Annotated in this window: 19 protein-coding genes; 3 read left to right on the top strand and 16 right to left on the bottom strand. The window is 41.5% G+C overall.

Annotated elements, in window-relative coordinates:
• Nucleotides 1-7: 7 nt before the first annotated feature.
• From JMV76_RS04500 to sdhC, 12 genes are all read right to left on the bottom strand, one after another.
• Nucleotides 8-1,069: a UDP-N-acetyl glucosamine 2-epimerase gene (locus JMV76_RS04500; protein WP_201501787.1), complete on the bottom strand. Its 1,062-nt coding sequence runs from the start codon at nt 1,067-1,069 to the stop codon at nt 8-10.
• Between the two features lie 55 nt (nt 1,070-1,124).
• The gene (locus JMV76_RS04495) at nt 1,125-2,849 is read right to left on the bottom strand and encodes a glycosyltransferase family 2 protein (protein WP_201501786.1); all 1,725 of its coding nucleotides are present in this window, start codon (nt 2,847-2,849) and stop codon (nt 1,125-1,127) included.
• A gap of 135 nt (nt 2,850-2,984) precedes the next feature.
• Nucleotides 2,985-3,380, bottom strand: coding sequence for a hypothetical protein (locus JMV76_RS04490; RefSeq protein WP_201501785.1), 396 nt, complete (start codon nt 3,378-3,380; stop codon nt 2,985-2,987).
• A gap of 249 nt (nt 3,381-3,629) precedes the next feature.
• Nucleotides 3,630-4,505, bottom strand: a complete 876-nt coding sequence (gene sucD, locus JMV76_RS04485) for a succinate--CoA ligase subunit alpha (RefSeq protein WP_045455414.1) — start codon at nt 4,503-4,505, stop codon at nt 3,630-3,632.
• Between the two features lie 152 nt (nt 4,506-4,657).
• On the bottom strand, nt 4,658-5,824 hold the full coding sequence (gene sucC / locus JMV76_RS04480; protein ID WP_055123662.1) for an ADP-forming succinate--CoA ligase subunit beta: 1,167 nt from the start codon (nt 5,822-5,824) through the stop codon (nt 4,658-4,660).
• Nucleotides 5,825-5,980: 156 nt separating this feature from the next.
• Nucleotides 5,981-7,435 carry a dihydrolipoyl dehydrogenase gene (lpdA, locus tag JMV76_RS04475; RefSeq protein WP_201501784.1) on the bottom strand — a complete coding sequence of 485 codons (1,455 nt, stop codon included), beginning with the start codon at nt 7,433-7,435 and terminating at the stop codon, nt 5,981-5,983.
• A 221-nt stretch (nt 7,436-7,656) separates the two neighbouring features.
• Nucleotides 7,657-8,898 (bottom strand): 2-oxoglutarate dehydrogenase complex dihydrolipoyllysine-residue succinyltransferase, encoded by a 1,242-nt coding sequence (odhB, locus tag JMV76_RS04470; RefSeq protein ID WP_055123664.1) that lies wholly within the window; start codon nt 8,896-8,898, stop codon nt 7,657-7,659.
• 153 nt (nt 8,899-9,051) lie between these two features.
• Nucleotides 9,052-11,934 carry a 2-oxoglutarate dehydrogenase E1 component gene (locus tag JMV76_RS04465; protein ID WP_201501783.1) on the bottom strand — a complete coding sequence of 961 codons (2,883 nt, stop codon included), beginning with the start codon at nt 11,932-11,934 and terminating at the stop codon, nt 9,052-9,054.
• Nucleotides 11,935-12,855: 921 nt separating this feature from the next.
• A complete protein-coding gene (locus JMV76_RS04460; protein WP_055123743.1) occupies nt 12,856-13,566 on the bottom strand; it encodes a succinate dehydrogenase iron-sulfur subunit in 711 nt (236 codons plus the stop codon).
• A gap of 211 nt (nt 13,567-13,777) precedes the next feature.
• Nucleotides 13,778-15,628 carry a succinate dehydrogenase flavoprotein subunit gene (gene sdhA / locus JMV76_RS04455; protein ID WP_045443095.1) on the bottom strand — a complete coding sequence of 617 codons (1,851 nt, stop codon included), beginning with the start codon at nt 15,626-15,628 and terminating at the stop codon, nt 13,778-13,780.
• 463 nt (nt 15,629-16,091) lie between these two features.
• Nucleotides 16,092-16,478: a succinate dehydrogenase, hydrophobic membrane anchor protein gene (gene sdhD, locus JMV76_RS04450; RefSeq protein ID WP_227690157.1), complete on the bottom strand. Its 387-nt coding sequence runs from the start codon at nt 16,476-16,478 to the stop codon at nt 16,092-16,094.
• A gap of 20 nt (nt 16,479-16,498) precedes the next feature.
• Nucleotides 16,499-16,885: a succinate dehydrogenase, cytochrome b556 subunit gene (gene sdhC, locus JMV76_RS04445; RefSeq protein ID WP_201501781.1), complete on the bottom strand. Its 387-nt coding sequence runs from the start codon at nt 16,883-16,885 to the stop codon at nt 16,499-16,501.
• Nucleotides 16,886-17,914: 1,029 nt separating this feature from the next.
• Between sdhC and gltA the strand changes: the two genes are divergently transcribed.
• Nucleotides 17,915-19,195, top strand: a complete 1,281-nt coding sequence (gene gltA, locus JMV76_RS04440; RefSeq protein WP_055123667.1) for a citrate synthase — start codon at nt 17,915-17,917, stop codon at nt 19,193-19,195.
• Nucleotides 19,196-19,353: 158 nt separating this feature from the next.
• On the opposite strand, the gene JMV76_RS04435 is transcribed toward gltA, so the two are convergent.
• Both JMV76_RS04435 and JMV76_RS04430 read right to left on the bottom strand, forming a co-directional pair.
• Nucleotides 19,354-20,301 carry a hypothetical protein gene (locus tag JMV76_RS04435; protein WP_201501780.1) on the bottom strand — a complete coding sequence of 316 codons (948 nt, stop codon included), beginning with the start codon at nt 20,299-20,301 and terminating at the stop codon, nt 19,354-19,356.
• Nucleotides 20,302-20,373: 72 nt separating this feature from the next.
• Nucleotides 20,374-20,880 (bottom strand): hypothetical protein, encoded by a 507-nt coding sequence (locus tag JMV76_RS04430; RefSeq protein WP_045443744.1) that lies wholly within the window; start codon nt 20,878-20,880, stop codon nt 20,374-20,376.
• A gap of 430 nt (nt 20,881-21,310) precedes the next feature.
• Here JMV76_RS04430 and JMV76_RS04425 point away from each other — a divergent pair, with 430 nt between their 5' ends.
• Nucleotides 21,311-22,600: a replication-associated recombination protein A gene (locus tag JMV76_RS04425; RefSeq protein WP_198332758.1), complete on the top strand. Its 1,290-nt coding sequence runs from the start codon at nt 21,311-21,313 to the stop codon at nt 22,598-22,600.
• A gap of 325 nt (nt 22,601-22,925) precedes the next feature.
• Complete coding sequence (gene ribBA, locus JMV76_RS04420) at nt 22,926-24,038, top strand: bifunctional 3,4-dihydroxy-2-butanone-4-phosphate synthase/GTP cyclohydrolase II (protein ID WP_201501779.1); 1,113 nt, start codon at nt 22,926-22,928, stop codon at nt 24,036-24,038.
• A 118-nt stretch (nt 24,039-24,156) separates the two neighbouring features.
• Here the strand turns inward: ribBA and JMV76_RS04415 are convergent, their stop codons facing one another.
• On the bottom strand, nt 24,157-24,645 hold the full coding sequence (locus tag JMV76_RS04415; protein ID WP_201501778.1) for an acyl-CoA thioesterase: 489 nt from the start codon (nt 24,643-24,645) through the stop codon (nt 24,157-24,159).
• A gap of 58 nt (nt 24,646-24,703) precedes the next feature.
• Nucleotides 24,704-25,681 (bottom strand): hypothetical protein, encoded by a 978-nt coding sequence (locus JMV76_RS04410; protein ID WP_201501777.1) that lies wholly within the window; start codon nt 25,679-25,681, stop codon nt 24,704-24,706.
• Nucleotides 25,682-25,758: the final 77 nt, after the last annotated feature.

The following is a 25,758-nucleotide window of genomic DNA, read 5'->3' as shown; positions in this document are numbered from 1 at the left end:
AAAAAATCTATATATTATTTCGGATTATATCAATAGTATGTTTAGCCGTATATCCATCGCCATAGGGGTTTGAATCTAATAACATAGGCTCGTTCAACCAGCTCTCATAAGGTAAAAAACTATTCATAGGATCCAAAGTTTTTAACGCATCTAAACTAACAAGGTCATCCCAAAATGTATCAAAATGACAAACGAAAGCTGCTTTTTTCCCAAAATAGAAAGCCTCTTTTTGTAATCCGCCTGAGTCTGTCAATACATACTTACACTGTTTTAAAACCTTTAGCATTTCAACATAAGTCAAAGGCTTACAAATTTCAATATTTTTTGGAATTTTTAAATTTAAACTATTTATAGCATTCATAGTTCTAGGATGTATTGGGAAAATAATTTTAGTATTAAGCTCTCCAATATTTTTAAGAATATTACCTAATACGATGGGATTATCAGTATTAAAATTACGATGTATAGTTAATAATGCATGATTAGTATAATCTACCTCATTTTCTGTAGGAATAGAACTTTCTCTGAAGATACGTACTGTATCGAGCATTATATCTCCAGTTTTGAAAGATTTTGAACCCAAACCTTCGTTTTTAAGATTTTTTAAATCCTGATTAGATACGCAAAATATAAGTTCTGAAGCATGATCAGTTAAGACTCTATTGAAATGTTCAGGTACTTTTGTGTCAGCGTTTCTAACTCCCCCTTCAATATGTACTACTGGGATATACAACTTACCTGCAGCTATAGCCGCGGCTAATGTAGAGTTAGTATCACCGTATACTAAAACAAAATCTGGCTGCTCATTTTGAAATTCATGATATAACTCGTTCACCATTATTCCAGTTGGCTCAGGATATTTTTCTGAATTTATATTTAAGTTTTTATATGGTGCGGGTATATTAAGTTCATTGAAAAAAGATTGGCTCATACTAAAATCATAATGCTGACCTGTATGTAATATTTTTTCATCGAATTCGTTACTATACTCTTCTTTAATTGTCTTACTAAAAGCAGCTGCTTTTACAAACTGAGGACGAGCACCAACTACTGTAATAAACTTCTTCATGTTATTCCTTAGTATCTCTTTAAGGCATCATGCCCTATATAATTAGCAAAAATACTTATTTGTATTCAATTATAATATTAGTCTCAAAGCCAACTAAAAGTTTATTCTGAAAACTATGGCTATGTTCATATTTTTTATATATAGTTTCATTTAGATTGACCTTATCATTATACTTAATCCATCCACTAGCATGCTTTCGAACTACGATAGGTAGAAGCTGTTTCCTAGCTAATAATCCGATCCATATGTCTGCCATATTAGCTTTTTTGAGCATTTCATATTTCACATTGAAAGCACTTGTATGAAAACCCATAACTCCAGTTCCTCCAAAATGTACAAACCTATCTTCGTTTAAAGCACCTAAGCACCTGAAATATTCTTGATAATCTTTATAATAGCAGTGAGCATCTGGTTTCAATGTTCTACCATGATAGGATAAAATGACTTCATTATTATAATAGTTAAGACCTTGAATCAAATTCTCTACATAATCTGGAGGGTATATGAGATCATCATCTAAAGAAAGATAATAACAATTATCATAATTATCAACACAGTAATATTTACCTGCATCACCCATGTCGCTTCCAGTATCAATAGAGCTTATCACTTCTATTTTCTCATGATTAAGAAAGTCATTAATTTTTTTATAACCATTTTGATATATTATTAGTTTATCGACTTGATTCAATATAGAGCTTACCATATCAAACAAAGCAGATGATCGAGACTCTATAGTAGCCACTCCACATATTATTCTACTACCATAATATTTTTTCTTACTATACTCAACGAAATTATTACTAAACTGATAAGACATATACCAATTATGAGATTTTTTCATTAACTTATGTTTAATTTTAAAACCATCAGCATATGCTTTTCGGATCTCGGATTTATCTGCTATAGCGTGACTAATATTATTGACACCATAATAAGCTTCAGTTAATGGCTTTTTAATCAAATGAAGTTTCTGAGTTCCAAATTTCGACTTAAATCTTGATATATATTCACTGTCCCCACCAAATCTCGTATCATCATAATATCCTATTTTTTCGAAAACCGCTTTTTTGTAAACAACCATTGAATGACCAATTTCTTGGTATCCTAGACATTTCCCATGTATAGATATTCTTTTATATCCAGCTATACTACCTAAATAATTATTATTATAAATTGACCTTATTTGGAGTTCTATCTTACTCTTATGCATAAGATCATCAGCACCATGAATACAAAAATAACTAAAATCAAGTCTGGAGAATATACGTAGTACAAGATTTATAGAACTATAGGTACCTTGATTAACTGGCGATATAAGAACAATTAAATTACTGTGTTTTTTTTGTAAATTCTTGAGTAAACTTACACTTTCATCACTACTTCCATCATCAATTGCTACTACTAATATGCTTTTATGAGTTTGATTAAATACTGATGATAATGATTTTTCGATAGTAGAAGACGAGTTATAAACTGGAACTATAACTAAAGCCTTATCGGAATTTAAATCCTTAGTACTAGCTATCTTTCTACTCCATAATTTATGTATATTAGCTTCTTCAAGAGATTCTTTATCTCCTAGTAGGATTGATGCTTGTACTAAATTAATATATGATTTTAAACCTTTGTTAATACTTTCATATGCATCTGCAAGATTTTTATAGTAGAAAGGATAAAAGGGACAGGAATTAATTAGTTCTTCATACAACTTAATAGATTGAGTAAAATTATTATTTCTCAATTTTTTATCTGCAATTTCAAATTTTCTAAAAGTCATATCCTTATATCAACCTCTCAACAGATTAAAAATCAAAATATCATTTATGTTTAAATTTATATATTTCAGAAAATATCCTAAAAAGCAGTAAAGGTGCTTGAAGTGGATTCTCAATACTATTAACTATACATGAACCTACTTTATATGATAAGTGATCTTGTAACTCCACTGCTTTTGGATAATCATAATAATCATGCAAATCATGTTTTTCTTTAGTAATTGCATTATTTTTTTGAAATCTATATAATTTTTCAACAAATTAAAAGGGACTTTTGGTATACTATTAATAGACCTTGTATCGTTTATAATAGTGGCACCCAGCCTATATTGTAATGATTTTCTAATTATCTCAGCAGCTCCATAGCGCTGATCAATCTGTGTTACTTTAAAATTATTTTTAATTTTATTAGGATTGTTGTTTATAAATATTTTTTCCATCTCTTCATAGGCTTCATGTAAGTTTTTTTTAATTTCTAAGTTTTCTTTTTCTAAAATTAGTAATTTTAACTCTAGCGCTTCTACACTTTTCATGTTGATCTCTCTCATTCTATTTTGAACATTCAATAACTATAATATCTGACTTCCTTACTAGAATAAAAAATTTATTTTTTTCATGGAGAAAAGCAGCTTAAACTTCAATTTTGATATGTTTGATTATTAGCAACTATTATCCAAAATACATCCTACTTGTCTTCCATACAAAGAGACACCCCATTGTAGGGGTGTCTCTTTGTTTTTTCAAGATAGTTTTGGTAGCTATACAATAGACTTATGTCTATATTACCAACCTGTCACTTCTTTTAGCTTTTCGCCAAGTTTAGATGGGTCACGTGTATACGCGATACCAGCATCTTCAAACGCTTTGAATTTCTCTTCAGCAGTACCTTGACCACCAGAGATGATTGCGCCAGCATGACCCATACGCTTGCCTTCTGGAGCGGTAACACCAGCGATATAACCAACAACTGGCTTGGTTACATGGTCTTTGATATAAGCAGCAGCTTCTTCTTCAGCAGTACCACCGATCTCACCGATTAGGATGATCGCTTCAGTTTGCGGATCTTCTTGAAACAGTTTCAATGCGTCAATTTGGTTCATACCAGGGATAGGGTCACCACCGATACCGATACAAGTTGACTGACCAAAACCAAGCTTAGTGGTCTGAGCAACGGCTTCATAAGTCAATGTACCAGAGCGTGAGATGATACCCACTTTACCTGGTAAATGGATATGACCTGGCATGATGCCGATTTTGCACTGACCTGGCGTGATAACACCTGGACAGTTAGGACCAACCATGCGTACGCCTTCAGCTTCTTCGATATAACGTTTTGCTTTTAGCATGTCTAAAGTAGGCACGCCTTCAGTAATAACGATAATCAATTTAACACCAGCATCTACCGCTTCAACGATAGAATCTAGTACGAATGGTGCTGGTACATAGATAACAGAAGCGTCAGCTTGGGTCGCTTCCATAGCTTCTGCCATCGTGTTGAATACTGGTAGGCCTAAATGCGTTTGACCGCCTTTACCTGGAGTTACGCCGCCGACGACTTTAGTACCGTACTCAATCGCTTGTTCAGAGTGGAAAGTACCATTTTTACCAGTAAAACCTTGTACCAATACTTTGGTATCTTTATCGATTAATACACTCATTATTTATTCCTTGTATTCGGTTGTCTTGCAATAGCCACTTGATGATGTGTTATCCATTAAATATTAATGATAAATTTATATCAACAAGCTGCTATTACGCGTTGACTACTATGCTTAAGCACGTATATTTAAAGGACTATGCCTCAAATATATTAAGCTTTAACAGCATCGACAATTTTTTGAGCCGCATCTGATAGGCCTTGGGCAGAAATCAATTTCAGACCAGACTCTTCTAGGATTTGCGCGCCTTTTTCAGCGTTGTTACCCTCTAGACGTACAACAACAGGTACTTTTACGTCAACTTCTTTGATAGCAGCGATAATCGCTTCTGCAATCATGTCACAACGTACAATACCACCGAAGATGTTGATTAGAACACCTTCAACGCTGCTGTCTTCAAGAATGATCTTGAATGCTTCAACAACGCGATCTTTAGTTGCACCGCCGCCAACGTCCAAGAAGTTAGCAGGTTTGCCGCCATACAATTTGATGATGTCCATCGTTGCCATTGCAAGACCAGCACCGTTAACCATACAACCGATATTGCCTTCTAGCGCAACATAGTTTAGGTCAAACTCAGCCGCTTTAAGCTCACGCTCATTTTCTTGTGACTTGTCTTGTAGTGCTGCGATTTTAGGCAGACGATACAATGCGTTTGAATCGATACCAATTTTGCCATCAACACAAACGATTTCGCCATTTTCACGAACGGCTAATGGGTTGATTTCTAACAAGGCAAAATCGTTATCGATAAATGCTTGATAAGCACCCGTCATCAATTTAACGAATTGATTGATTTGCTTGCCTTCTAAACCTAGTTTGAATGCCACATCACGTGCTTGGAAGGGCATCAAACCAACTAGAGGATCAACGTTTACTTTAAAGATTTTTTCTGGTGTCTCATTTGCGACTTCTTCGATATCAACGCCGCCTTCGGTTGATGCCATGAACGTTACGCGACGCGTAGAACGATCAACGACTGCACCAAGATATAGCTCAGTTTGTACTGGATACATATCTTCTGCAACCAATACGAAGTTAACTGGTTGGCCATCAGCGTCAGTTTGGAAAGTAACCAAATTGGTACCAATTAGCTCTTCAGCAACTTGCTTGGCTTCTTCACGAGTTTTAACCAGCTTTACGCCACCCGCTTTACCGCGACCACCAGCATGTACTTGCGCTTTGATTACCGCAATGTCTGTTGGCGTTTTATCAAAAGCAGCAGCAGCTTCGTCGCCGTTATAGGCAATAATGCCTTCTTGAATCGGCAAACCATAGCTTTTTAATAGCTCTTTTGCTTGATACTCATGTAAATTCATTGATTGTATCCTTTATTTTTTACAATTAATAAAAAGTGAAAACAAGTGCGCGTATATACATATTAGACAAGCATATGGCGCACTCATGACCGTGGTGGAAGCCATAACAACCCCACCGCGATCAGGTTATAAGTTGGTACTGATCAAAATAACGACTTATTTCTTACGCTTTTTACGCTGAATGGCATGAATAGCACGGCCATCAGCAGACAGAGCAGCTTCGTGCACGGCTTCTGAAATGGTTGGATGAGCAAAGGTCATCAACTGCAAATCTTCGATACTAGAGACAAATTCCATCGCGATCATACCTTGATGGACGATATCACCAGCACCAGCAGAGATAGCATGCATACCTAATAGGCGATCTGTTTTAGCATCAGCCACGACTTTGATAGAGCCTTCTGCTTCGCTTTGAGCCAATGCACGGCCGTTCGCTGCTAGATTGAATGAACCTGTTTTAACTTCGTAGCCAGCGGCTTCAGCTTCTTGCTCAGTCAAACCAACCCATGCGATTTCTGGATGGGTATAGATAACGTTAATAATCGTGTCATAATTAACTTGGGCTTTTTCGCCATGAATGCGCTCAACGGCCATCATGCCTTCTTCCATCGCTTTATGCGCAAGCATTGGACCACGAACCAAATCACCGATGGCATAAACACCATCAAGATTGGTTTTACATTGATCATTCACGTCGATAAGACCACGTTCAGTCAATTGAATGCCACTGTCATCACCAAGCAGTTTCTCAGAGTATGCACGGCGACCAACACAAACGATCAGTTTGTCGAAGCTTTCTTCAGATGACTCGCCTTTGGTTTCGCTCGTGACGACAACTTGATCGCCTTTGACTTCAGCATTGGTTACTTTGGTATCAACGCGGATATCAAGACCTTGCTTCTTCAGCATTTTGCCCGCTTCTTTTGCGATATCTTTGTCAGCGGCTGCTAAGAAACTTGGCAACGCTTCATAAACAACCACTTCAGCGCCTAGACGACGCCATACTGAACCAAGCTCAAGACCGATGACACCAGCACCAATCACGCCTAGACGCTTAGGAACTGAAGTGAAATCAAGTGCGCCAGTAGAGTCAACGATACGATCACCATCAGTTTTAGCAACTGGGATATCGATCGGTACAGAACCTGCCGCAAGAATCACGTTTTTAGCAGTGATAGTCGTTTCTGCTTCATCTGCAAGCGCGGTAAATTTAACTTTTTTATCAGCGCCCTTGCCATCTTCTAACGTGCCCCAGCCTTGTAGCCAGTCAACGCCATTGCCTTTCAATAGTGCAGCAACGCCGCCCGTCAATTGCTTAACGATACCTTCTTTGCGTGCAATCATTTGCTCAATATCAATAGCAACGTCACCAGTGCTGATACCATGTTCAGCAAGGTCATGCTTAGTCGCTTCGTAACGATGCGAGCTATCAAGTAATGCTTTTGATGGAATGCAACCAACGTTTAAGCAAGTGCCGCCAAGTGCTGGCTCACCTTTATAAACGCGCTTTTCGATACAAGCAACGCTCATACCTAACTGACCTGCACGGATAGCGGCTTCATAACCACCAGGACCGCCGCCGATGACGACTAAATCATAATTGTCTTTCATAGTACGTTCCTATTTCTAATTATCATTCTAATTGTAAATATCGTTTAAACTGAGGATTGTCTCGTTAATAAATAAGCCATATTTTAGTTCCAATTTTTTCACTTTATGGTAAATACACCACATCAGTGAAACATTCTTATTTATTAATAAACAACGAGCACCACTGTTTAGACTAAAGTTAAAAAGCTTGTATCGGTGGTTGCCAATACAAGCTTAAAAGCTTACAGGTCTAGTAGCAACATGGCTGGATCTTCAACCAATTCTTTGATGGTTACTAAGAACTGTACCGCTTCTTTACCATCAATCATACGATGGTCATAAGACAATGCAAGATACATCATCGGTAGAATTTCAACTTTACCATCAACAGCCATAGGGCGGTCGTTGATCGCATGCATACCTAGGATAGCCGTTTGTGGTGGGTTCAAAATAGGCGTTGACATCAATGAGCCAAATACACCGCCATTTGAGATAGTGAATGTACCACCAGTCATGTCATCTAGACCAAGTTTACCTTTCTGAGCCAAGCCACCAAGCTCACGGATACGGCTTTCAACATCCGCCATGCTCATGCGATCGGTATCACGTAGTACTGGAACAACCAAACCACGGTCAGATGATACAGCAACACCGATATCGTAGAAACCATGATAAACAATGTCATCACCGTCTAGTGAAGCGTTTACTGCTGGGAAGCGCTTAAGTGCTTCGGTTGCCGCTTTCACGAACAATGACATAAAGCCTAAACGTACGCCATGACGTTTTTCGAACTGGTCTTTATATTTAGCGCGCATGTCCATTAATGGCTTCATGTTCACTTCGTTAAACGTCGTTAGCATCGCCGTTTCTTGTGAAGCTGCTAGCAGACGATTGGCGACTGTCTTACGTAGACGCGTCATTGGCACACGTTTCTCAGTACGCTCACCCATTGATTCAGCCACTGGACGGCCGCTATCAGATTTGATGCTGCTGTCTGCTTTCAATGTTGGGTTAGCCATATCGGTTTTGGTCACACGACCGCCGCGACCACTGCCTTCCACTTCTTTAGGATCTACACCAGACTCTTTCGCTGCTTTACGCACTGCTGGGCTTTGATCTTTATGATCCGCTTCGTCTTTTTTATCTGTTGCTTGGACAGGCTCGCCACCATCTGCTGCTTGCTTAGCTTGTACTGGCGCTGCTGGTTGATCTGGATCTACCGCAGGAGCACTATCTGCACTGGCGCTTGCACCAGCTTCAAATTGACCAATGATCTCGTCAGACAACACGGTATCATCAACCTGCTTAACGATTTTGGTCACAACGCCGTTATCAGGCGCCACAACTTCTAATACGACTTTATCAGTTTCGATTTCAGCCAATAGGTCATCACGATTGACTTGCTGACCTTCAGTGACATGCCACTCAACGATAGTACCGTCGGCAACTGATTCTGGAAAAACGGGGGCTTTGATATCAGCCATCGATATACTCCTTAGATTGGGATATTCATATTTGTTATTAAGTCGTGATAGGCAGTCAGTGCCATCTTGCATAGCGATCTTAGATAATACTATCTAGATTTTATTACAACATACTGACTGTTATCGCCTGATTCATTTATCTTCAATAATCTGTTACTTAGCCAACTCATCGACACTGATACCAAGACCACCAGCGATCAACGCTTGCTGCTGCTGAGCATGCAGTTTCGGTGACCCTGTAGCAGGTGCTGCACTCGCAGGACGCGCGACCGGCTCCATTACTTTTGCTTTGGTTGGGTGTGGCACAACAATGCGGAACATATGCGGCGCTAAATAATACCAAGCACCTTGGTTAAGTGGCTCTTCTTGCGTCCAAACGATCTCAGCCAAGTTACTATATTTTTCAATCTCAGCAATCAAACGCTCTTCTGGTAATGGATAAAGCTGCTCAATACGCACAATCGCAACATGATCCAAACCTAGCGCACGGCGTTGCTCTAATAGGTCATAGTAAACTTTACCGCCACAAAGCACCATACGAGTGACTTGGTCTGCATTTTGGTTGTCCATCTCTGGCAGTACCGTTTCAAACTTACCATTCGCCAGCTCTTCAAGATTTGAAGTGGCTAGCTTATGACGTAGTAAACTCTTCGGTGACATGACAATCAATGGCTTACGAATTGGGCGAACTGCTTGACGACGTAGCGCATGATAGATCTGCGCAGGTGTCGTTGGCGTTATTACTTGCATATTGTCTTCAGCACATAGCTGTAAGAAACGCTCAAGACGAGCAGATGAATGCTCAGGACCTTGACCTTCAAAACCATGTGGTAATAACATAGTCAGACCACAAACGCGCTGCCATTTCGTCTCACCACTTGAGATAAACTGGTCAATCACTACCTGCGCGCCGTTGACGAAGTCACCAAACTGCGCTTCCCAAACGATCAAGGCATTTGGTACTGTCGTTGCATAACCATACTCAAAGGCTAATACCGCTTCTTCTGACAACAATGAGTTATAAGTGGCAAAGCGGGCTTGAGTGTCACTCATATGAGCCAATGGCACATACATACTGCCATCATTGATATTATAGATTTCGCTATGACGATGTGAGAAAGTACCGCGACCCACATCTTCACCAGTGATGCGTACCAATACTTTATCGTTATCGACTAGTGATGCGTATGCCAACGTTTCAGCTGCACCCCAGTTTAATGGCTCTTCGCCTGTCTGCATGGCCAAGCGCTGCTCAACCACTTTTTGTACTTGGCGTTGTAACTTATAGCCTTCTGGCATTTCCGCCATACGACGTCCATACCCTTTTAGAATCTCGATGTCGACACTGGTATCCCAATCATCCACCAAATCGTGACCTAAATAAGGTTTCCAATCGACGAACAACTCTTCGTTAGGCTCATTAACCAATGAGTTTGCAACATAGTCACCACGGTCTAAAGACTCACGATAGTCATCTTCATACTGCTTTTCTTCTTCAGCATTCAAAATACCGTCTTCGATAAGTTTTTGTGCATAAATCGTACGAGTCGTTGGTAGCTTCTTGATAACTGCATACATGAGTGGCTGAGTCGCTGACGGCTCATCGGCTTCATTATGACCATTACGGCGATAGCAGAACAGATCGATAATGATGTCTTTATCAAACTCGTGACGGTAATCTAATGCTAACTGCGCGGCAAATACGACCGACTCAGGATCATCACCATTCACATGTAGGATAGGTGCATGTACCATTTTTGCAACGTCAGTACAGTACTCAGTCGAACGCACATCTTCTTGACGGCTGGTCGTGAAACCGACTTGGTTATTGATCACAATATGTACAGTACCACCAGTGGTATAAGCACGGGTTTGTGACATTTGGAACGTTTCTTGAACCACGCCTTGACCAGCAAACGCAGCATCACCATGAATAACGATTGGCAATACTGAATTACCACCTTTATTATCCAATAGCGGCTGATCGTTGCGGCGCACCTGACGGGCACGTACAGAGCCTTGCAATACCGGTGCGACAATCTCAAGATGTGATGGGTTAAATGCCAAAGCCAAATGCGCTTCACCGCCTGGCGTCATCACGTTTGATGAAAAACCATTATGGTATTTAACGTCACCTGAGCCTTTTTCTGGCTGTACTTTACCATCAAACTCGTCAAACAAGTCCGCAGGGTTTTTACCTAAGATATTGACCAGTAGGTTTAGGCGACCACGGTGAGCCATACCAATGACCATCTCTTTAGTGCCATAACCGCCTGCACGTTGGATGATTTCATTGATAGCAGGGATAAAGCTTTCGCCGCCCTCTAGCCCGAAACGCTTAACGCCCGTATATTTACGTGCTAAGTATTTTTCTAGACCTTCAGCTGCTGTGAGCCGCTCAAGAATAGATAAGCGCTTTTCTTTATCAAACTTGATGTAACCTAAGTTAGTTTCTAGATACTTTTCCATCCAGCGTTTTTCAGTACTGGTGGTAACGTGCATGTATTCAGTACCAATGTAACGGCAGTAAACACGTTCCATAATTTCGATGATTTCACGTAAAGGCGCTTCGTCTTTACCGATGTTCAAATCATTGGTAGGAAATACTGTATCCAGATCTGCTTCTGAAAGATTATGATAAGCAAGGGTTAAATCTTCCACTTCTGCACGTGGATGTAGATTTAACGGATCAAGCTTCGCGCGGCGATGACCACGGCGACGGTAAGCTGAAATTAGCTGTTGTACACCCATTTGTTTAGGGTTAGCACAGTCGGCTAAGCCTGCATTTGCAGCAGGCTCTTGAGTGCTGGCTTTATTAGCAGTTTGGTTGCGGGCAAGCAACAAAAACTGTTCCTTAATAGCTTTATGCTGTGCATCGTTTGGCGATTTGTATTGTTCAAAATACGTTTGCCAATCGGTATCAACGCTATCAGGGTCGTTTAGGTACTGCTCATAAAGAGCTTCTATATAGCTGGCGTTGTCAGCAGCCAGTTCTGTATGTCCTAGGCTTGCGGCTTCTTTAGTTATACTATTCATAATAATCGTCTATTTGATAGATAAATGAATGGAATCGTGCTTATTATTGTGTAATCTGTTGTATGTGAGACATCTAAATACTTAATGCTATAAAAACTCAATCGTATTCTGTTCAGTACTGATTTATGAACCACACTTATTACTATAAAAGAAGTACGCTTGTCTGTACTTTTGCTTATGACAGACAGTGATGCTAAATAGTGATAATAAGTGCCATTACAATACCTATATTAAAAATATAATTATTTGTGAACGTCCAGTTTTGTTATCTGACTCGTCTCACAACATTAATTTATATATACTGAAGTTAGTCATAACCAATTCATCAAAGATAAACGATCGATGAATTATTGACGCCTTCAGCTGGCCTATTATTTGGCTATCCTCGCTGGAACGTCTGGTTATTCCCAAGCTATCATTACTTTTATGGCAAACATACGTTGCTGTATAGAGTAGCATGACAGCGTTTCGCGCCATAGTTTGTTTGTTCAATACTAACTATTTAGTTAATGAATATCTACTATCATTTTGAATGCATTATTCCAGTCTATTACTTGTTTTGAATACTTATTTATCAGTAAGTTAAACATTAACGACTGATAGTGGTTCGTCAAAACGACTAATTATTAAAATAATGCGCTATTCTAACATTTAACGTGGTGAATATCTCTGGCTGAATACTTTTTTCTAACACCAATTATATAGATTGCTGACGTATATATCATGCCTTCTTACATACAACCAACGTATTGATAGCCCAGCCTTACCTTTAACCATGTCGAATAACTTTCTCTATAAGCCCTATCTGGCACTGAAAGACAATCAAAGAATCTCAGATTATTGCTCATAAAAAACACCACCTAATGATTAGGTGGTGTTTTTCGTACGCTATCTGCAAAAAAACCAGACAATTATAAACGATTAACCTGCTTGGTCAATGAGCATATTACGTAAATGACCAATTGCTTTGGTTGGGTTTAAACCTTTTGGACAAACTGATACACAGTTCATGATACCGCGGCAACGGAATAGGCTAAATGGATCATCTAAGCGCGCCAAACGTGCTTGCGTATCACCATCACGGCTATCAGCCACGAAGCGATAAGCATGCAGTAGTGCTGATGGACCTAAGAATTTATCAGGGTTCCACCAGAACGATGGGCAGCTGGTTGAACAGCATGCGCATAGAATACATTCGTACAAACCGTTTAGCTTTTCGCGTTGTTCAGGTGACTGCAAACGCTCTGTCGGCGGTGCTGGCTGGTCATTGATCAAGTAAGGATGTACTTTCTCATACTGCTCATAGAATTGGTTCATATCAACAACCAAATCGCGAACAACAGGTAGACCTGGTAATGGACGAACCGTGACTTTTTCTGGCAGAGTGTTCATGTTAATGAGACACGCTAGACCATTTTTGCCATTGATGTTCATGCCATCAGAGCCACAAATACCTTCACGGCAAGAGCGACGGAAGGTCAGTGTTTCGTCTTCCTTTTTCAGGCGTAATAACACGTCAAGCAACATACGATCTGAGTCTAACAACTCAATCGTATACGTTTGCATGCGCGGCGCTGCGTCCAGATCAGGATCGTAGCGATAGATTTCGATGGTGCGAGTACCTCGGCTCATAATGCTAAACTCCACACGTAGGTGATGGCGGGCATACAAAGGTTGCAGCATATCAGCGCTATTGATTAGCCCATATTGACAGTAATTATCAAATATCAACTAATCATATTGTCACGCTGGCATGAGCATGTAGCTGGCGGTCACCTTTTAATAAATGAATAAAAAATAAAACGTTTACGCTGTTCGTATCGCTAAATTGCGCAGTCTAAAATTAGTAGACGCGAACTTTTGGTTCGATATAATCAACCGTTAGTGGTACTTTACGAACTGGCTTATAAATGATTCGATTGCCTTCAGAATACCATAAGGTATGCTTCATCCACTCGTGGTCATTACGGCCATTTGGTGCGTAATCATCATCTTCTGGACGGTCATAGTCAGACACACTATGAGCACCGCGGCTTTCGTGACGCATTGCCGCTGATACCATCGTCGCTTTCGCCACTTCATACAAGTTAGCCACTTCGAATGCTTCAATGCGCGCTGTGTTAAATACTTGTGATTTATCGGCCAAATGGATTTTCTCAATCTTGTCACCAAGCGCTAAAATCTTCTCAACGCCTTCGTCCATCATCGCTTGAGTACGGAACACACTCGCATGCGCTTGCATGGTTGCACGAATCTCGTCAGCCACGTCTTGGGCATTGTAGCCTTCAGTTGACTGTTGCAGCTTGTCTAAACGACCGACCGTATAATCTAGCACGCGTGGATCTAGAGGCTTATAGTTATGATCGGCATGATGGAATTCATCAACGATATGCTTACCAGCAGCACGACCAAATACCAAGAGATCAAGCAGTGAATTCGTACCTAAACGGTTGGCACCGTGAACACTGACACAAGCACATTCACCGATAGCATAAAGACCTTTAACCACGTTGCCTTTTGCATATAGACCGTCTTCATCCGTACCTGCTTCTAGATCAGGCGTGATTACTTGACCATGGATAGTGGTTGGAATACCGCCCATCATATAGTGAATGGTTGGAATAACGGGAATTGGCTCTTTGGTGATATCAACGTTAGCGAAGTTTTTACCAATCTCAAATACTGATGGTAAACGCTTCATGATAGTTTCAACACCTAAATGCGTCATATCCATCACAATATGGTCAGCATTTGGACCACAACCACGACCTTCTTTGATTTCTTGATCCATAGAACGAGAAACCAAATCACGTGGTGCTAAGTCTTTAACCGTTGGCGCATAACGCTCCATGAACGCTTCGCCATCTTTATTACGTAAGATAGCGCCTTCACCACGGCAACCTTCAGTTAACAGTACGCCTGCACCGTGGACACCTGTTGGGTGGAACTGCCAAAACTCCATGTCTTGTAATGGAATACCAGCACGAACGGCCATACCAATACCGTCACCAGTATTGATATAAGCGTTAGTAGAGGCGGCGAAGATACGACCTGCACCACCTGTCGCTAGGACAGTAATTGGTGATTGGAATACGGCAACCGTACCTGTTTCTTGCTCAAGCGCGATAACACCGTTGATATTACCCGCTTCGTCTTTGATCAAATCAAGCGCAATCCACTCGATAAAGAACTCAGTGCCTTGCTGCAAATTCTTCTGATATAGCGTATGTAATAGCGCGTGACCCGTACGGTCAGCTGCAGCACACGCACGTTGTACGGCTTTTTCGCCATAGTTTGAGGTATGACCACCGAATGGGCGCTGATAAATCGTGCCGTCTTCGTTACGGTCAAACGGCATGCCCATGTGCTCAAGCTCATAGACGACTTTAGGCGCTTCACGGCACATATATTCAATCGCGTCTTGGTCACCCAACCAATCTGACCCTTTAACGGTGTCATAAAAGTGGAAATGCCAGTTATCGTTGCTCATGTTGCCCAAACTTGCGCCGATACCGCCCTGAGCCGCAACCGTGTGCGAACGGGTTGGGAATACTTTGGTCAAAACGGCAACTTTCATGCCTGCTTCTGCCAAATGTAGTGAAGCACGCATACCTGAGCCGCCGCCACCAACGATGACTGCGTCATAGTTTAGCGTCTTAATATTACTAATGGTATTATCTTGTCTAGTTGCCATTACGGTTTTCCTAATGCCTATTAATGCTTAGAAGTAAATAAAAAGGCTGTCTCAAAATCATCCTATTGCTGGACAAAAAACTTTATTGTCTTGCCACTATTTGCAATTATCAAAGTGGATGACGCTCACAACCTTTAACCACCTAATTTGCATATCTATCGTTATATTGGGTTCGCTCACTGACTAAACCATAGCGCACCTATTATATAAGTGACTGGCTAAGTCAATGATGTCCAACGCTATGATTGGCTATGACTATTTTTGGCTACTAACGGATGACTTTGACATTTGCTAGTCGCGTCCGTTATTGTTTATAGATAAATCAAGTTGCAGATAAATAAATATTATCAATACATAGTCTGTTCAATATAATATGGATACAAGGAGGGCATGTCACCAGAACTACAAATAGTAGACTAGGCGAGTCTGACACCGTATCCAGATTATAGGGGATTGGCTATCGTTAAACAGCAACCACACCGAAACCAGTACCCCAAAAAATCATAATACCCCAAAATAGAAACACTAAAATAGCGATAATCATCAATGACTGTAGCACTAAGCGTAGACCTGCTGCGCTTGAGCCCAATTTGCCCGTGGTAATATAGTCAGTGAAAACCGTCCACATACCAACCCAAGCATGACCAGCTAGGGCAAGTACCGCCACCAAGCTAAATAGACGCATAGGTAAACTGGTCATAAATGATGACCATTCAAGATAAGTAACATCGCCGTGCGTCAAAAAGAAGCCCAGCAATACCACACTATAAATGGCTAAAACGACAGCGCTAATACGCTGGATAATCCAATCGCGTGAGCCTGAACCTGTCAGACCAGTCGCACTTTTGATTCCTGAATCATTTTTTATCATTAGAACATCACCCATACAAATGACGCGACAATTAGAATCGCTGCAATCACAAAACTAACCATAGACGCAGTGCGACCAGATTTTAGCTCTTCGTTCATGCCCATATCAGCAAATAAGTGCTTAATACCCATCACAAAGTGATAAGCAATCGCGGCAACAAATATCCATGCTAAGAAGCGCACAAGTACATTGTCAAATACGGTTGCAAAGCTCTCAGCCGAAGCCAATGAGTTCTGTAGTAACCACAGCATGACAGGAATCAATAAAAATAAAATAATGCCAGAGATACGATGCAAGATAGAGGCGATCGCAATCGGTGAGCGATTAACGCTAATCACTTGGCTTAAAGGCAGATCAATAGGTCGGTTGCTTTTCACAGCGGGCATCCTTTTTGCGGTTATACTCCTGTATCTGCTATCAACGCTTGATATCACTGATGTCGATTAAGCATTGAGCAACACACGAGACGAATAAAGTAAGGAAGAGCTAGCTGACTTCGTTTAGTTTGCGCTAAATATGAAGAAAGGATCGTGGGGTACAAGGTATTGATAAACTGTTTAATATCGCTCGTCAAATCGACAGGTCTATAAAACAACCCGTCTATTATACAACAAAGAAAATAAACATGAGTAAGATCGATTAACTAGTCTATTTTTACTGGTCATATCAATAAAGACAGCGCTACTCCGTCATCGATATCAATACAGCCCTTTTACTAATGACTTAAAAATAGAACAGTTAACAAAAGCATTCAAACCATGGATTACAGATATTGTCTATCAAAACGCTAGTGCGTCGTTGCTCTTGTGCTACTCAGCCATAACCGAGTATGAATAGAAAAACGACACTACATCATGACCACTTATCAATTCGCACAAAGCGAGTGCCAGTTAAGTTCCTACAATTATAAAATGACTGGGCGATAATTACAAATTTATCCCCTAAGTAGTAAAAGGCAAACGCTGGGTTAACAAATAAATAGACAGCGGTCATACGTATTTGCCAAAATTGCTCAATTTTGAGGAAATTTACGCCAAACTCAATTCGTCTACTACGCATACTCTGTCTGTTTTTAACCCGAATATTAATAAAACCTGCTACATTATTATCGTAAAATTCTTTAAAAATTATGCGGATAATGTAGCTGTACTTACTGTCATAAAAACAAGCTTTCTAAGCAAAATAACCAATCAGACATATTTTGATACAAAAATTACAGTGAATAAACACGACTAAACCGTGCCAATTGGTGCTATTGATGGTAAAAGTCTTTTCAAATCATAAGTAATTACTGCTAATATACCCTGCGTATTAAATGAGTTAAATGCATTTTTATGATTTGACTAACGATAGACCGAGGGTATGCGTCTGTCGTAATTTTATTCTAACAAGCTAAAACCAATGGAGAGCAATTTATGGCTGACACTAATGCCAAACTAACCGTCAATGGTAAAGAATACGAGTTTCCTATTATCGAAGGTACTTTAGGGCGTCCAGTTCTAGATATTGCTGCTCTACAAGAATCAGGATTTTGGTCTTATGACCCTGGTTTTAAAGTAACCGCTCCTGTTGAATCAAAGATTACTTATATTGATGGCGGTAAAGGTGAGCTACTACACCGCGGCTACCCTATCGATCAATTGGCAAACAATGCTGAATATTTAGAAGTGGCTTATGCCTTGATTCATGGCGACTTGCCGAACGCTGAGCAAAAAGCAGATTTCTTTGAAAAAATCCGTAAGCATACGGGTGTTCATGATCAATTACGCAAGTTCTTTGAAGGCTTCCGCCGTGACGCACATCCAATGGCCATTATGGTTGGTGTCGTTGGCGCTTTATCTGCGTTTTATCATGAAGCATTAGACGTCAGTAACGAAGAGCATCGTGAAATCACGGCTATCCGTCTAATCGCTAAAATGCCAACGCTTGCTGCGATGAGTTATAAATACTCGCAAGGCGAACCGTTCATGTATCCACGCAATGACTTTAGCTATGCTGAAAACTTCTTATACATGATGTTTGCCACGCCTGCTGATGTTGATTACCAAACCAATGACGTCATCACTCGCGCCATGGACAAAATCTTTACTTTGCATGCTGACCATGAGCAAAACGCGTCAACGTCTACGGTACGTCTAGCAGGTTCTACTGGCGCTAACCCGTATGCGTGTATCGCTGCTGGTATCGCCGCCCTTTGGGGGCCATCACATGGCGGCGCGAACGAAGCCGTGCTTGAGATGTTAGATGAGATCGGTTCAGTTGAAAATGTGCCTGAGTTCATGGAAAAAGTGAAGAGCCGTGAAGTGAAACTGATGGGCTTTGGTCATCGCGTTTATAAAAACTTTGATCCACGCGCACAAGTGATGAAAGAAACTTGTGACGAAGTATTGGGCGCATTGGGCATCAATGATCCTAAGCTTGAGCTTGCCATGGCACTTGAGAAAATCGCTTTAGAAGACCCGTTCTTCGTTGAGCGTAACTTGTATCCAAACGTTGATTTTTACTCGGGCATTATCCTTAAAGCCATCGGTATCCCAACGTCAATGTTTACCGTAATCTTCTCATTGGCTCGTACCTCTGGTTGGATCAGCCATTGGTTAGAGATGCACAGCACACCGTTCAAAATCGGTCGTCCACGTCAGTTATACACGGGTGAAACGCATCGCGACTTCGTTAAAGTTGAAGACCGTAAATAGTCACTTATATTTTAGTTTTTAGAACCATAAAAAATCCCGCCATCGTGCGGGATTTTTTATGGTTCTTACTGTCTCATTTGATACGGTTAGCCACATTACATTTTATAGAAACCCTATCCGTTACTGAATGAATAACTGGTTGAGTGACAGAATTGCGGCTACTGGAATTCTTTTAGTGTTTGCTCATATTTGGCAATTTGCTCATCATAACCTTTAATGGTGTCATTAAACTTAGTCATAAGCGTCTCAAACTCTTTTTGTTGATTCAGTTTCATCTGCTGCATATCAATCACTTGCTGCGCTTCTATCTGCTCCCAAACCTGATGCTGAATAATCAAACGCGCTAATGCTGGGCTCTTGGCACTGAGCCTGCCAGCAATTTCTGCATGCTCAAATAACTGTGGAGCCAATGTCGCGATATTGATTAACGTATCAACATCTTCTGCGCTAAGAGGCGTCGTCACAGGCTGATAAAGCGCTTCCATCGCTTGCTGGTAGCCTTCGATGATTTGATCTTCTGTTAGCATGACAGGCTTACGCGGCTCAAGGCTAATGCGCTTTAACACCGTCAAATCACGCTCGCCAACTTCCGTACTGGTATTGATATCAGCCTCAGCGGGGATATCCACTTCATCATCTGTGATTTCAGCAGATGGTGTGTTGCTATCAGCTGTATCGCTGTTATTCTCCATCACGTTATCAGTATTAGTATCGCTAGCAGTATCATCATTTATCAGCAATGAATCCTCACTATCTAAGCTATCAGCGGCTTGTAGGGATTCATACTCTGCTTGTAAACGACGCTGTAGCCTTTGTGCTTGCGCGACATATATAGGCTGAAACTGCTTTATACGGGTAGCAGCAGAATCACTTGGCCGCATAGGCTGACTGTCTTCAGTGCTCGTTTTTTCAACGCTCTGACTGTCTTCTGGCGCAGGTTGAGTCTCTGCTTGCTGCTGACAACCACTTAACAGCAATACGCCGCTGAGTGTTGCCGCAAGCAAGGTTGACGAGTGCTGTAAAAGGGTGTTGTTTTGATTGATAGAATCATCAACCACACCTTTATTCATTTTATAATTGGGCTTTTTCGGCAAAAATTTAAACATAAGGGTACGTGTCCTTGTTAAGGCAAAATAATAAAAACCAAAGTCGTCATGGCAATCCATTGCCAATGGATATCACTTCATATTGTCGTCAGACTTCACGATTAAAAATGGAATACAAGTTTCTAACGCTTGACAGTCTTGTCCACGCTGACGACGAATAAAATAATCCTGAACCATACGCGCCTGCTGTTCGATACCGTAGTTAAAGAAGGATTTGCCTGTCTTGAGTACATAATCATAGCGGCGATCAATAAGTGCACCGCGCACCACTTTTAAGCCTTGCTGTAATTGCCATACATGGGTCAATTCATGTATCAGCCAACTTTTTTTACTCAATGAAGCATCGCTAAAATCTATTATCCAATCTGCTGGGTTAAAATAAATATTGCCATTAGGACTAACGGCATAATGTTTCAACACCCACCAAGCAGTCTTGAGCTGAACCTCATCGAGATTGATACTGTCGCCAAATACTGAACGCGCCAGCGCTATCTCACCTGTAGTAAGCAAACGTGATTGCTGTTTGGCACTGCGATATAAATAGCGAGCAAACAAGCGCTGCAATATCGGCGGAGACATCATGACGGTAATACCTTATGCCTAATGAATGGATAATCACAAATGATAGGTCGTAAATCGGGCGTGATATCTGCGATCTATCAATGCTGCTGAACCGTTAATAGGGATAAAAGCATAAAAATCAAAGTATTTGGGACATAAGCTGTACACTTGATTGACTTTTATTAACGTAAATCTGCGTTAGCCTATCGTGTATGACACATATCAAGACACATACCAAATAGCATCTTTATAAATTAGCCTACTTTTACTACTCATGTCTAATATTCATTAGTGCGAAAATCATGCCAAACAGACAGATATGGTCTTTTTCCATAGCAATGATGAATGTAATCTAGGATGTAGTCATTTAGATGCAGCAATAAAAACCCATTAATCACTGTCGTTATGAACTAATTGATAGCTGTTTAAATTGATAATAGAGATTTCTATGCCGCCTAATTTTCATGCCGACACACCCCTTGCCCAGCGTATGCGCCCAACGACACTTGATGCAATCATTGGTCAAGAACATCTACTGGCAGCAGGTGCGCCCTTGCGGCGTTTGGTCGAACAAGGACATCTGCCATCGATTATTTTGCATGGTGAAGCTGGCATCGGCAAAACGACTATTGCCATGCTGTTGGCTGATGCTGTTGGCAGACCTTTTCATGCCTTGTCTGCCTTGAATACTGGGGTCAAACAGCTGCGAGAAGTGTTAGACAATAAGGACTCATTAGCATTTGAATCGCCAGTGGTTTTTATCGATGAGATACACCGCTTTAACAAGGCTCAGCAGGATGCCTTACTGGGCGCGGTCGAATCTGGTGATATTACCTTGATTGGTGCGACAACTGAAAACCCCTCCTTTAGTGTCAATAATGCGCTGCTATCACGTTGCCAAGTGTATCGTTTAGAGCCACTGACGCCTGAGCAAATCAGTGCGGTATTGCAAAGGGCAATTTCAGAAGATTCAGTGCTGAAGAATTTGACGGTTGATTTACAAGCACAGGACACTATCAGCCAACTGGCGCATGGCGATGCTAGGAAGGCGCTAAATTTATTAGAGCTGGCTATTCAAACGGCGGACACTAAGCAATCACCGCTCGTCATTAACGATGAATTGGTCGCCCGTGTCGCTCAGACCGCGCTGGTACGCTATGACAAAGATGGCGAGCAGCATTACGATATTATCTCGGCGATGATAAAGTCCGTACGTGGCTCAGACCCTGATGCCGCGCTTTATTGGATGGCGCGGATGTTAGTTGGCGGTGAGCCTGCTGATTTTATCGCGCGGCGTTTGGTCATCTTGGCCAGTGAAGATATTGGTAATGCCAACCCTAATGCTTTACTCCTTGCCGATGCAGCATTACGTAGTGTGCAATCAATTGGTATGCCAGAAGCGCGTATTATCTTGGGGCAAGTAGTGGTTTATCTGGCGACCAGTGCCAAAAGTAACAGCACTTATAAAGCCATCAACGCTGCGATGGCGTTAGCAGAAAAAGATGCCTCTCCAGTACCGCTACACCTACGTAATGGCGTGACCAAACTGATGCGTAATCAAGGCTATGGTCAAGGTTACGCCTATCCACACGATTATCCCAATCACTATTATCCGCAAAGCTATTTGCCAGACAATTTAGTTGATACCAGCTTTTATGAATTTGCTGACAACCAGCGCGAGCAACACAGTAAACAGTTTATGGATTGGCTAAAAAGCCAAGCAGCCAGCAACGACTGATGGCTCGCAATATAGGTTAGCACATTGCTTACTGCGTCATTGAATACATGAATCGTCGTGACCATTAGTAATACTTATCACTATATTTGACAGACTAGTCCATATAGTTTTGAGATGAATCAGCACAGTGGGCTGAAAAGCGTTAAAATGTCCTCATATTGATATATAAGCAATGATTAGATAATGTCTACGGTGGATCAATTTGATTCCATGCACTTTGCCTAACCGCAACAGCGCTATGTAGCATCTACTGTTACAATAGACAGACAATGCTTTATATTCCACATCACACCTATCTATAAATAATAAAATATTGAGACTTACTATGAGTTTAAATACGATTCCTGAGATTATCGAAGACATTCGTGCTGGCAAGATGGTCATCTTAATGGATGATGAAGACCGTGAAAATGAAGGTGATATCATCATGGCAGCGACCCATGTGCGCCCTGAAGATATTAACTTTATGATTACTCATGCACGTGGTTTGGTCTGCTTGACCTTGTCACAAGCACGCTGCCAACAGTTGGCATTGCCGCTGATGTCTGATCGTAACGAAGCAAAATTTAGCACCAACTTTACGGTTTCTATCGAAGCCGCTGAAGGCGTTACCACGGGTATCTCTGCTGCTGATCGCGCTCGTACAATTCAAGCCGCGGTTTCTTCTTCGGCAAAACCTGAAGACATCGTCCAGCCTGGACATATCTTCCCAATCATGGCTCAAAATGGTGGCGTCTTGCACCGCGCTGGACATACCGAAGCTGGTTGTGATTTAGCACGCCTAGCAGGGCTTGAGCCCGCAGCAGTGATTGTCGAAATCATCAATGCTGATGGTACGATGGCGCGCCGTGATGACCTTGAGATATTTGCCGAAGAGCATGGCATCAAGATGGGTACAATTGCTGACCTCATCAACTACCGCATCGCGAACGAGCAAACGGTAGAAGAAATTGAGTCGCGTCCTTTTGAAACGGAATACGGCACCTTTACGCTACATCGCTTCCGCGAATTTGGCGCTGATGAAACGCATTTGGCTTTGGTAAAAGGCGATGTGAGCGAAGGCGTCAGCACCGTCCGTGTCCATGGTTTTCACCCACTACGCGACTTGTTTGCTGCCAAAAATGATATGACGGGTCGTAGTGGCTGGAGCGTGCGCTCAGCACTGGAGGAAATCAGTAATTCAGATCGCGGCGTATTAGTTTGGATTGGCAACAACCAGCCAATAGATTTAGGAGAGGCGTTAGACAAAGCGGCAGACAATGAATCGCAATCGACCATTACTCAGCAGCCGTATCGCAGCATTGGTGTTGGCGCACAGATTTTGCGTCATTTAGGCGTTCGTGATATGCGTTTATTATCATCACCCATGAAGTTTTACGCATTATCAGGCTTTGACTTGAACGTCATCGATTTCGTACATGCGCCAAAGCAAGATTAATGTTTGACTGTTTGACTGTTTGACTGTTTGACTGGCTAATTCGATATCAGTCAAATAGCAAAAGGGCACGCTAACGTTACGTTAGCGTGCCCTTTTTTCACATATTTAATATTCAGTGCTAAAGCTTTGGTGTATGACCAACTTTCGCTTCTAATGCCAATAGCCGAGCGCGCTCTTCCTCTGTCCAAGCTAATTTACGCTTTCCCTCACTATCGAGACGTACCACGACTGCCTCAGCTGTCGCGACGATGGCCGCTTGCGCGGTGCTATAGTAGCTATATTCCATCACGATACTCGTATTGCCCAAGCGCTGACAGCGCACTCCTAATAGCAAAGTATCAGGATAAGTCACAGGGCGTAAATACTGGCAGCGAGATTGTGCCAATACCGTCACCATATTACCATCAAACATACCTAGCGCCTGCAAATAGCCAATTCGTGCTGATTCAGCATAACGGTAATAAATCACATTATTTAAATGGTTAAACGCATCCATCTCGCCCCAGTGAATGGGCTGGTGATGAATAATGGGATAATGAGACAATTCGTCAGGATGATTATCTGCGATATTGGAGGCTGCATGTGCTGCTTGATTCAAACTGTCCATAACGTCACTTCTCTTATTTTTGTATTCATAAATCTATCAATCAACATCCAATGAACCACTAACGCTGAGATTTATCCAAAATCTGAGTGGTCAACAATGGCGTTGGTTTTGGTGCATTGGCAATCAATTTATCTAACCAATCTATAACTTCTGCGATATTTGTCGGAGAGGATCTGGTTGGTAGGTTCTTGTCGGTAGAGGTTTGCTTTTTGCCTACGGACGCATCATTAGAGGCGTTTTCAGTATTAGTCATGGCTGCCTTTGGCGCTGACTCTTGAGGAATAGCAGATTTCGGCACCAAGGTTTGTAGTTGATTTCGTGCTTGACGCAGATAACCAACCAGCTGCTCTTGTTCGCGCATATTACTGGCTTGACTGGCCAGATTTAAGGTCATAATCACTTCGTGAATGGTCAGTTGTTTGCGCGAGAGGCTCATATTATTATCAGCGCTATTGTGCGGTGTCGCCTCACTACTCACACGCTCATAGCGGTGCAAAAACTCTTGAATATTTTGGATGGCGAGGTTTTGTAGCTGCCAAGGACTGGGCTGAGTGCTGCTCGCCTGCAAACGTTCGATGTCTTTCATCAAGCTTTGTTTGATCACAACCGTTAGCGCTGGAGCAATCTCATTGCTGCTTTGCGAAAGCTGCCAGTGTAGACCACGCAACAAATCAATCGCTGCACTGTCGTTATTGTCTGCCAACAATCTATCAGCGGCTTGTATCTGAATACGCAATAAATCTAACTGGTTTTGCGCTTGGCTACTGGCGGCAGATCGAGGCTCTGGCAGCGTCTGCTGACTCATCGCAAATAGACGGTCATCCATCTCATTCAGACGGCTGACGACTTGCTCGTTGCTTTGCAAACGCTCATTAACACTATGCTGGAAACGCTGCTGGCTGATGTAGAGCCACAATAGGGCGGCGATAAGCAACAAGATAACCAACCACTGCAGGCGCAACAAAAACACATTTGCTTGTCGGCGCTGCTGAGTAGCAGAAGGTTCCTGAGATAACGATTCAGAATTGATTGACATAAGGCAGCACCGTTATTTTGGCTAAAACAGGTTTAAAGCGAATAAATAAAAAGTGAAACATAATAGATAAGGACAGA

It is taken from the genome of Psychrobacter cibarius, from assembly GCF_904845955.1.
GTDB classification, from domain to species: domain Bacteria; phylum Pseudomonadota; class Gammaproteobacteria; order Pseudomonadales; family Moraxellaceae; genus Psychrobacter; species Psychrobacter cibarius_B.
The sequence above is the reverse complement of the archived record's forward strand: the minus strand, read 5'-3'. Positions and strand labels throughout refer to the sequence as shown.

Coding starts and splice junctions, on each gene's coding strand:
- JMV76_RS04500 (WP_201501787.1), bottom strand. CDS start 1,069: ATGAAGAAGTTTATTACAGTAGTTGGTGCTCGTCCTCAGTTTGTAAAA.
- JMV76_RS04495 (WP_201501786.1), bottom strand. CDS start 2,849: ATGACTTTTAGAAAATTTGAAATTGCAGATAAAAAATTGAGAAATAAT.
- JMV76_RS04490 (WP_201501785.1), bottom strand. CDS start 3,380: ATGAAAAGTGTAGAAGCGCTAGAGTTAAAATTACTAATTTTAGAAAAA.
- sucD (WP_045455414.1), bottom strand. CDS start 4,505: ATGAGTGTATTAATCGATAAAGATACCAAAGTATTGGTACAAGGTTTT.
- sucC (WP_055123662.1), bottom strand. CDS start 5,824: ATGAATTTACATGAGTATCAAGCAAAAGAGCTATTAAAAAGCTATGGT.
- lpdA (WP_201501784.1), bottom strand. CDS start 7,435: ATGAAAGACAATTATGATTTAGTCGTCATCGGCGGCGGTCCTGGTGGT.
- odhB (WP_055123664.1), bottom strand. CDS start 8,898: ATGGCTGATATCAAAGCCCCCGTTTTTCCAGAATCAGTTGCCGACGGT.
- JMV76_RS04465 (WP_201501783.1), bottom strand. CDS start 11,934: ATGAATAGTATAACTAAAGAAGCCGCAAGCCTAGGACATACAGAACTG.
- JMV76_RS04460 (WP_055123743.1), bottom strand. CDS start 13,566: ATGAGCCGAGGTACTCGCACCATCGAAATCTATCGCTACGATCCTGAT.
- sdhA (WP_045443095.1), bottom strand. CDS start 15,628: ATGGCAACTAGACAAGATAATACCATTAGTAATATTAAGACGCTAAAC.
- sdhC (WP_201501781.1), bottom strand. CDS start 16,885: ATGCCCGCTGTGAAAAGCAACCGACCTATTGATCTGCCTTTAAGCCAA.
- gltA (WP_055123667.1), top strand. CDS start 17,915: ATGGCTGACACTAATGCCAAACTAACCGTCAATGGTAAAGAATACGAG.
- JMV76_RS04435 (WP_201501780.1), bottom strand. CDS start 20,301: ATGTTTAAATTTTTGCCGAAAAAGCCCAATTATAAAATGAATAAAGGT.
- JMV76_RS04430 (WP_045443744.1), bottom strand. CDS start 20,880: ATGTCTCCGCCGATATTGCAGCGCTTGTTTGCTCGCTATTTATATCGC.
- JMV76_RS04425 (WP_198332758.1), top strand. CDS start 21,311: ATGCCGCCTAATTTTCATGCCGACACACCCCTTGCCCAGCGTATGCGC.
- ribBA (WP_201501779.1), top strand. CDS start 22,926: ATGAGTTTAAATACGATTCCTGAGATTATCGAAGACATTCGTGCTGGC.
- JMV76_RS04415 (WP_201501778.1), bottom strand. CDS start 24,645: ATGGACAGTTTGAATCAAGCAGCACATGCAGCCTCCAATATCGCAGAT.
- JMV76_RS04410 (WP_201501777.1), bottom strand. CDS start 25,681: ATGTCAATCAATTCTGAATCGTTATCTCAGGAACCTTCTGCTACTCAG.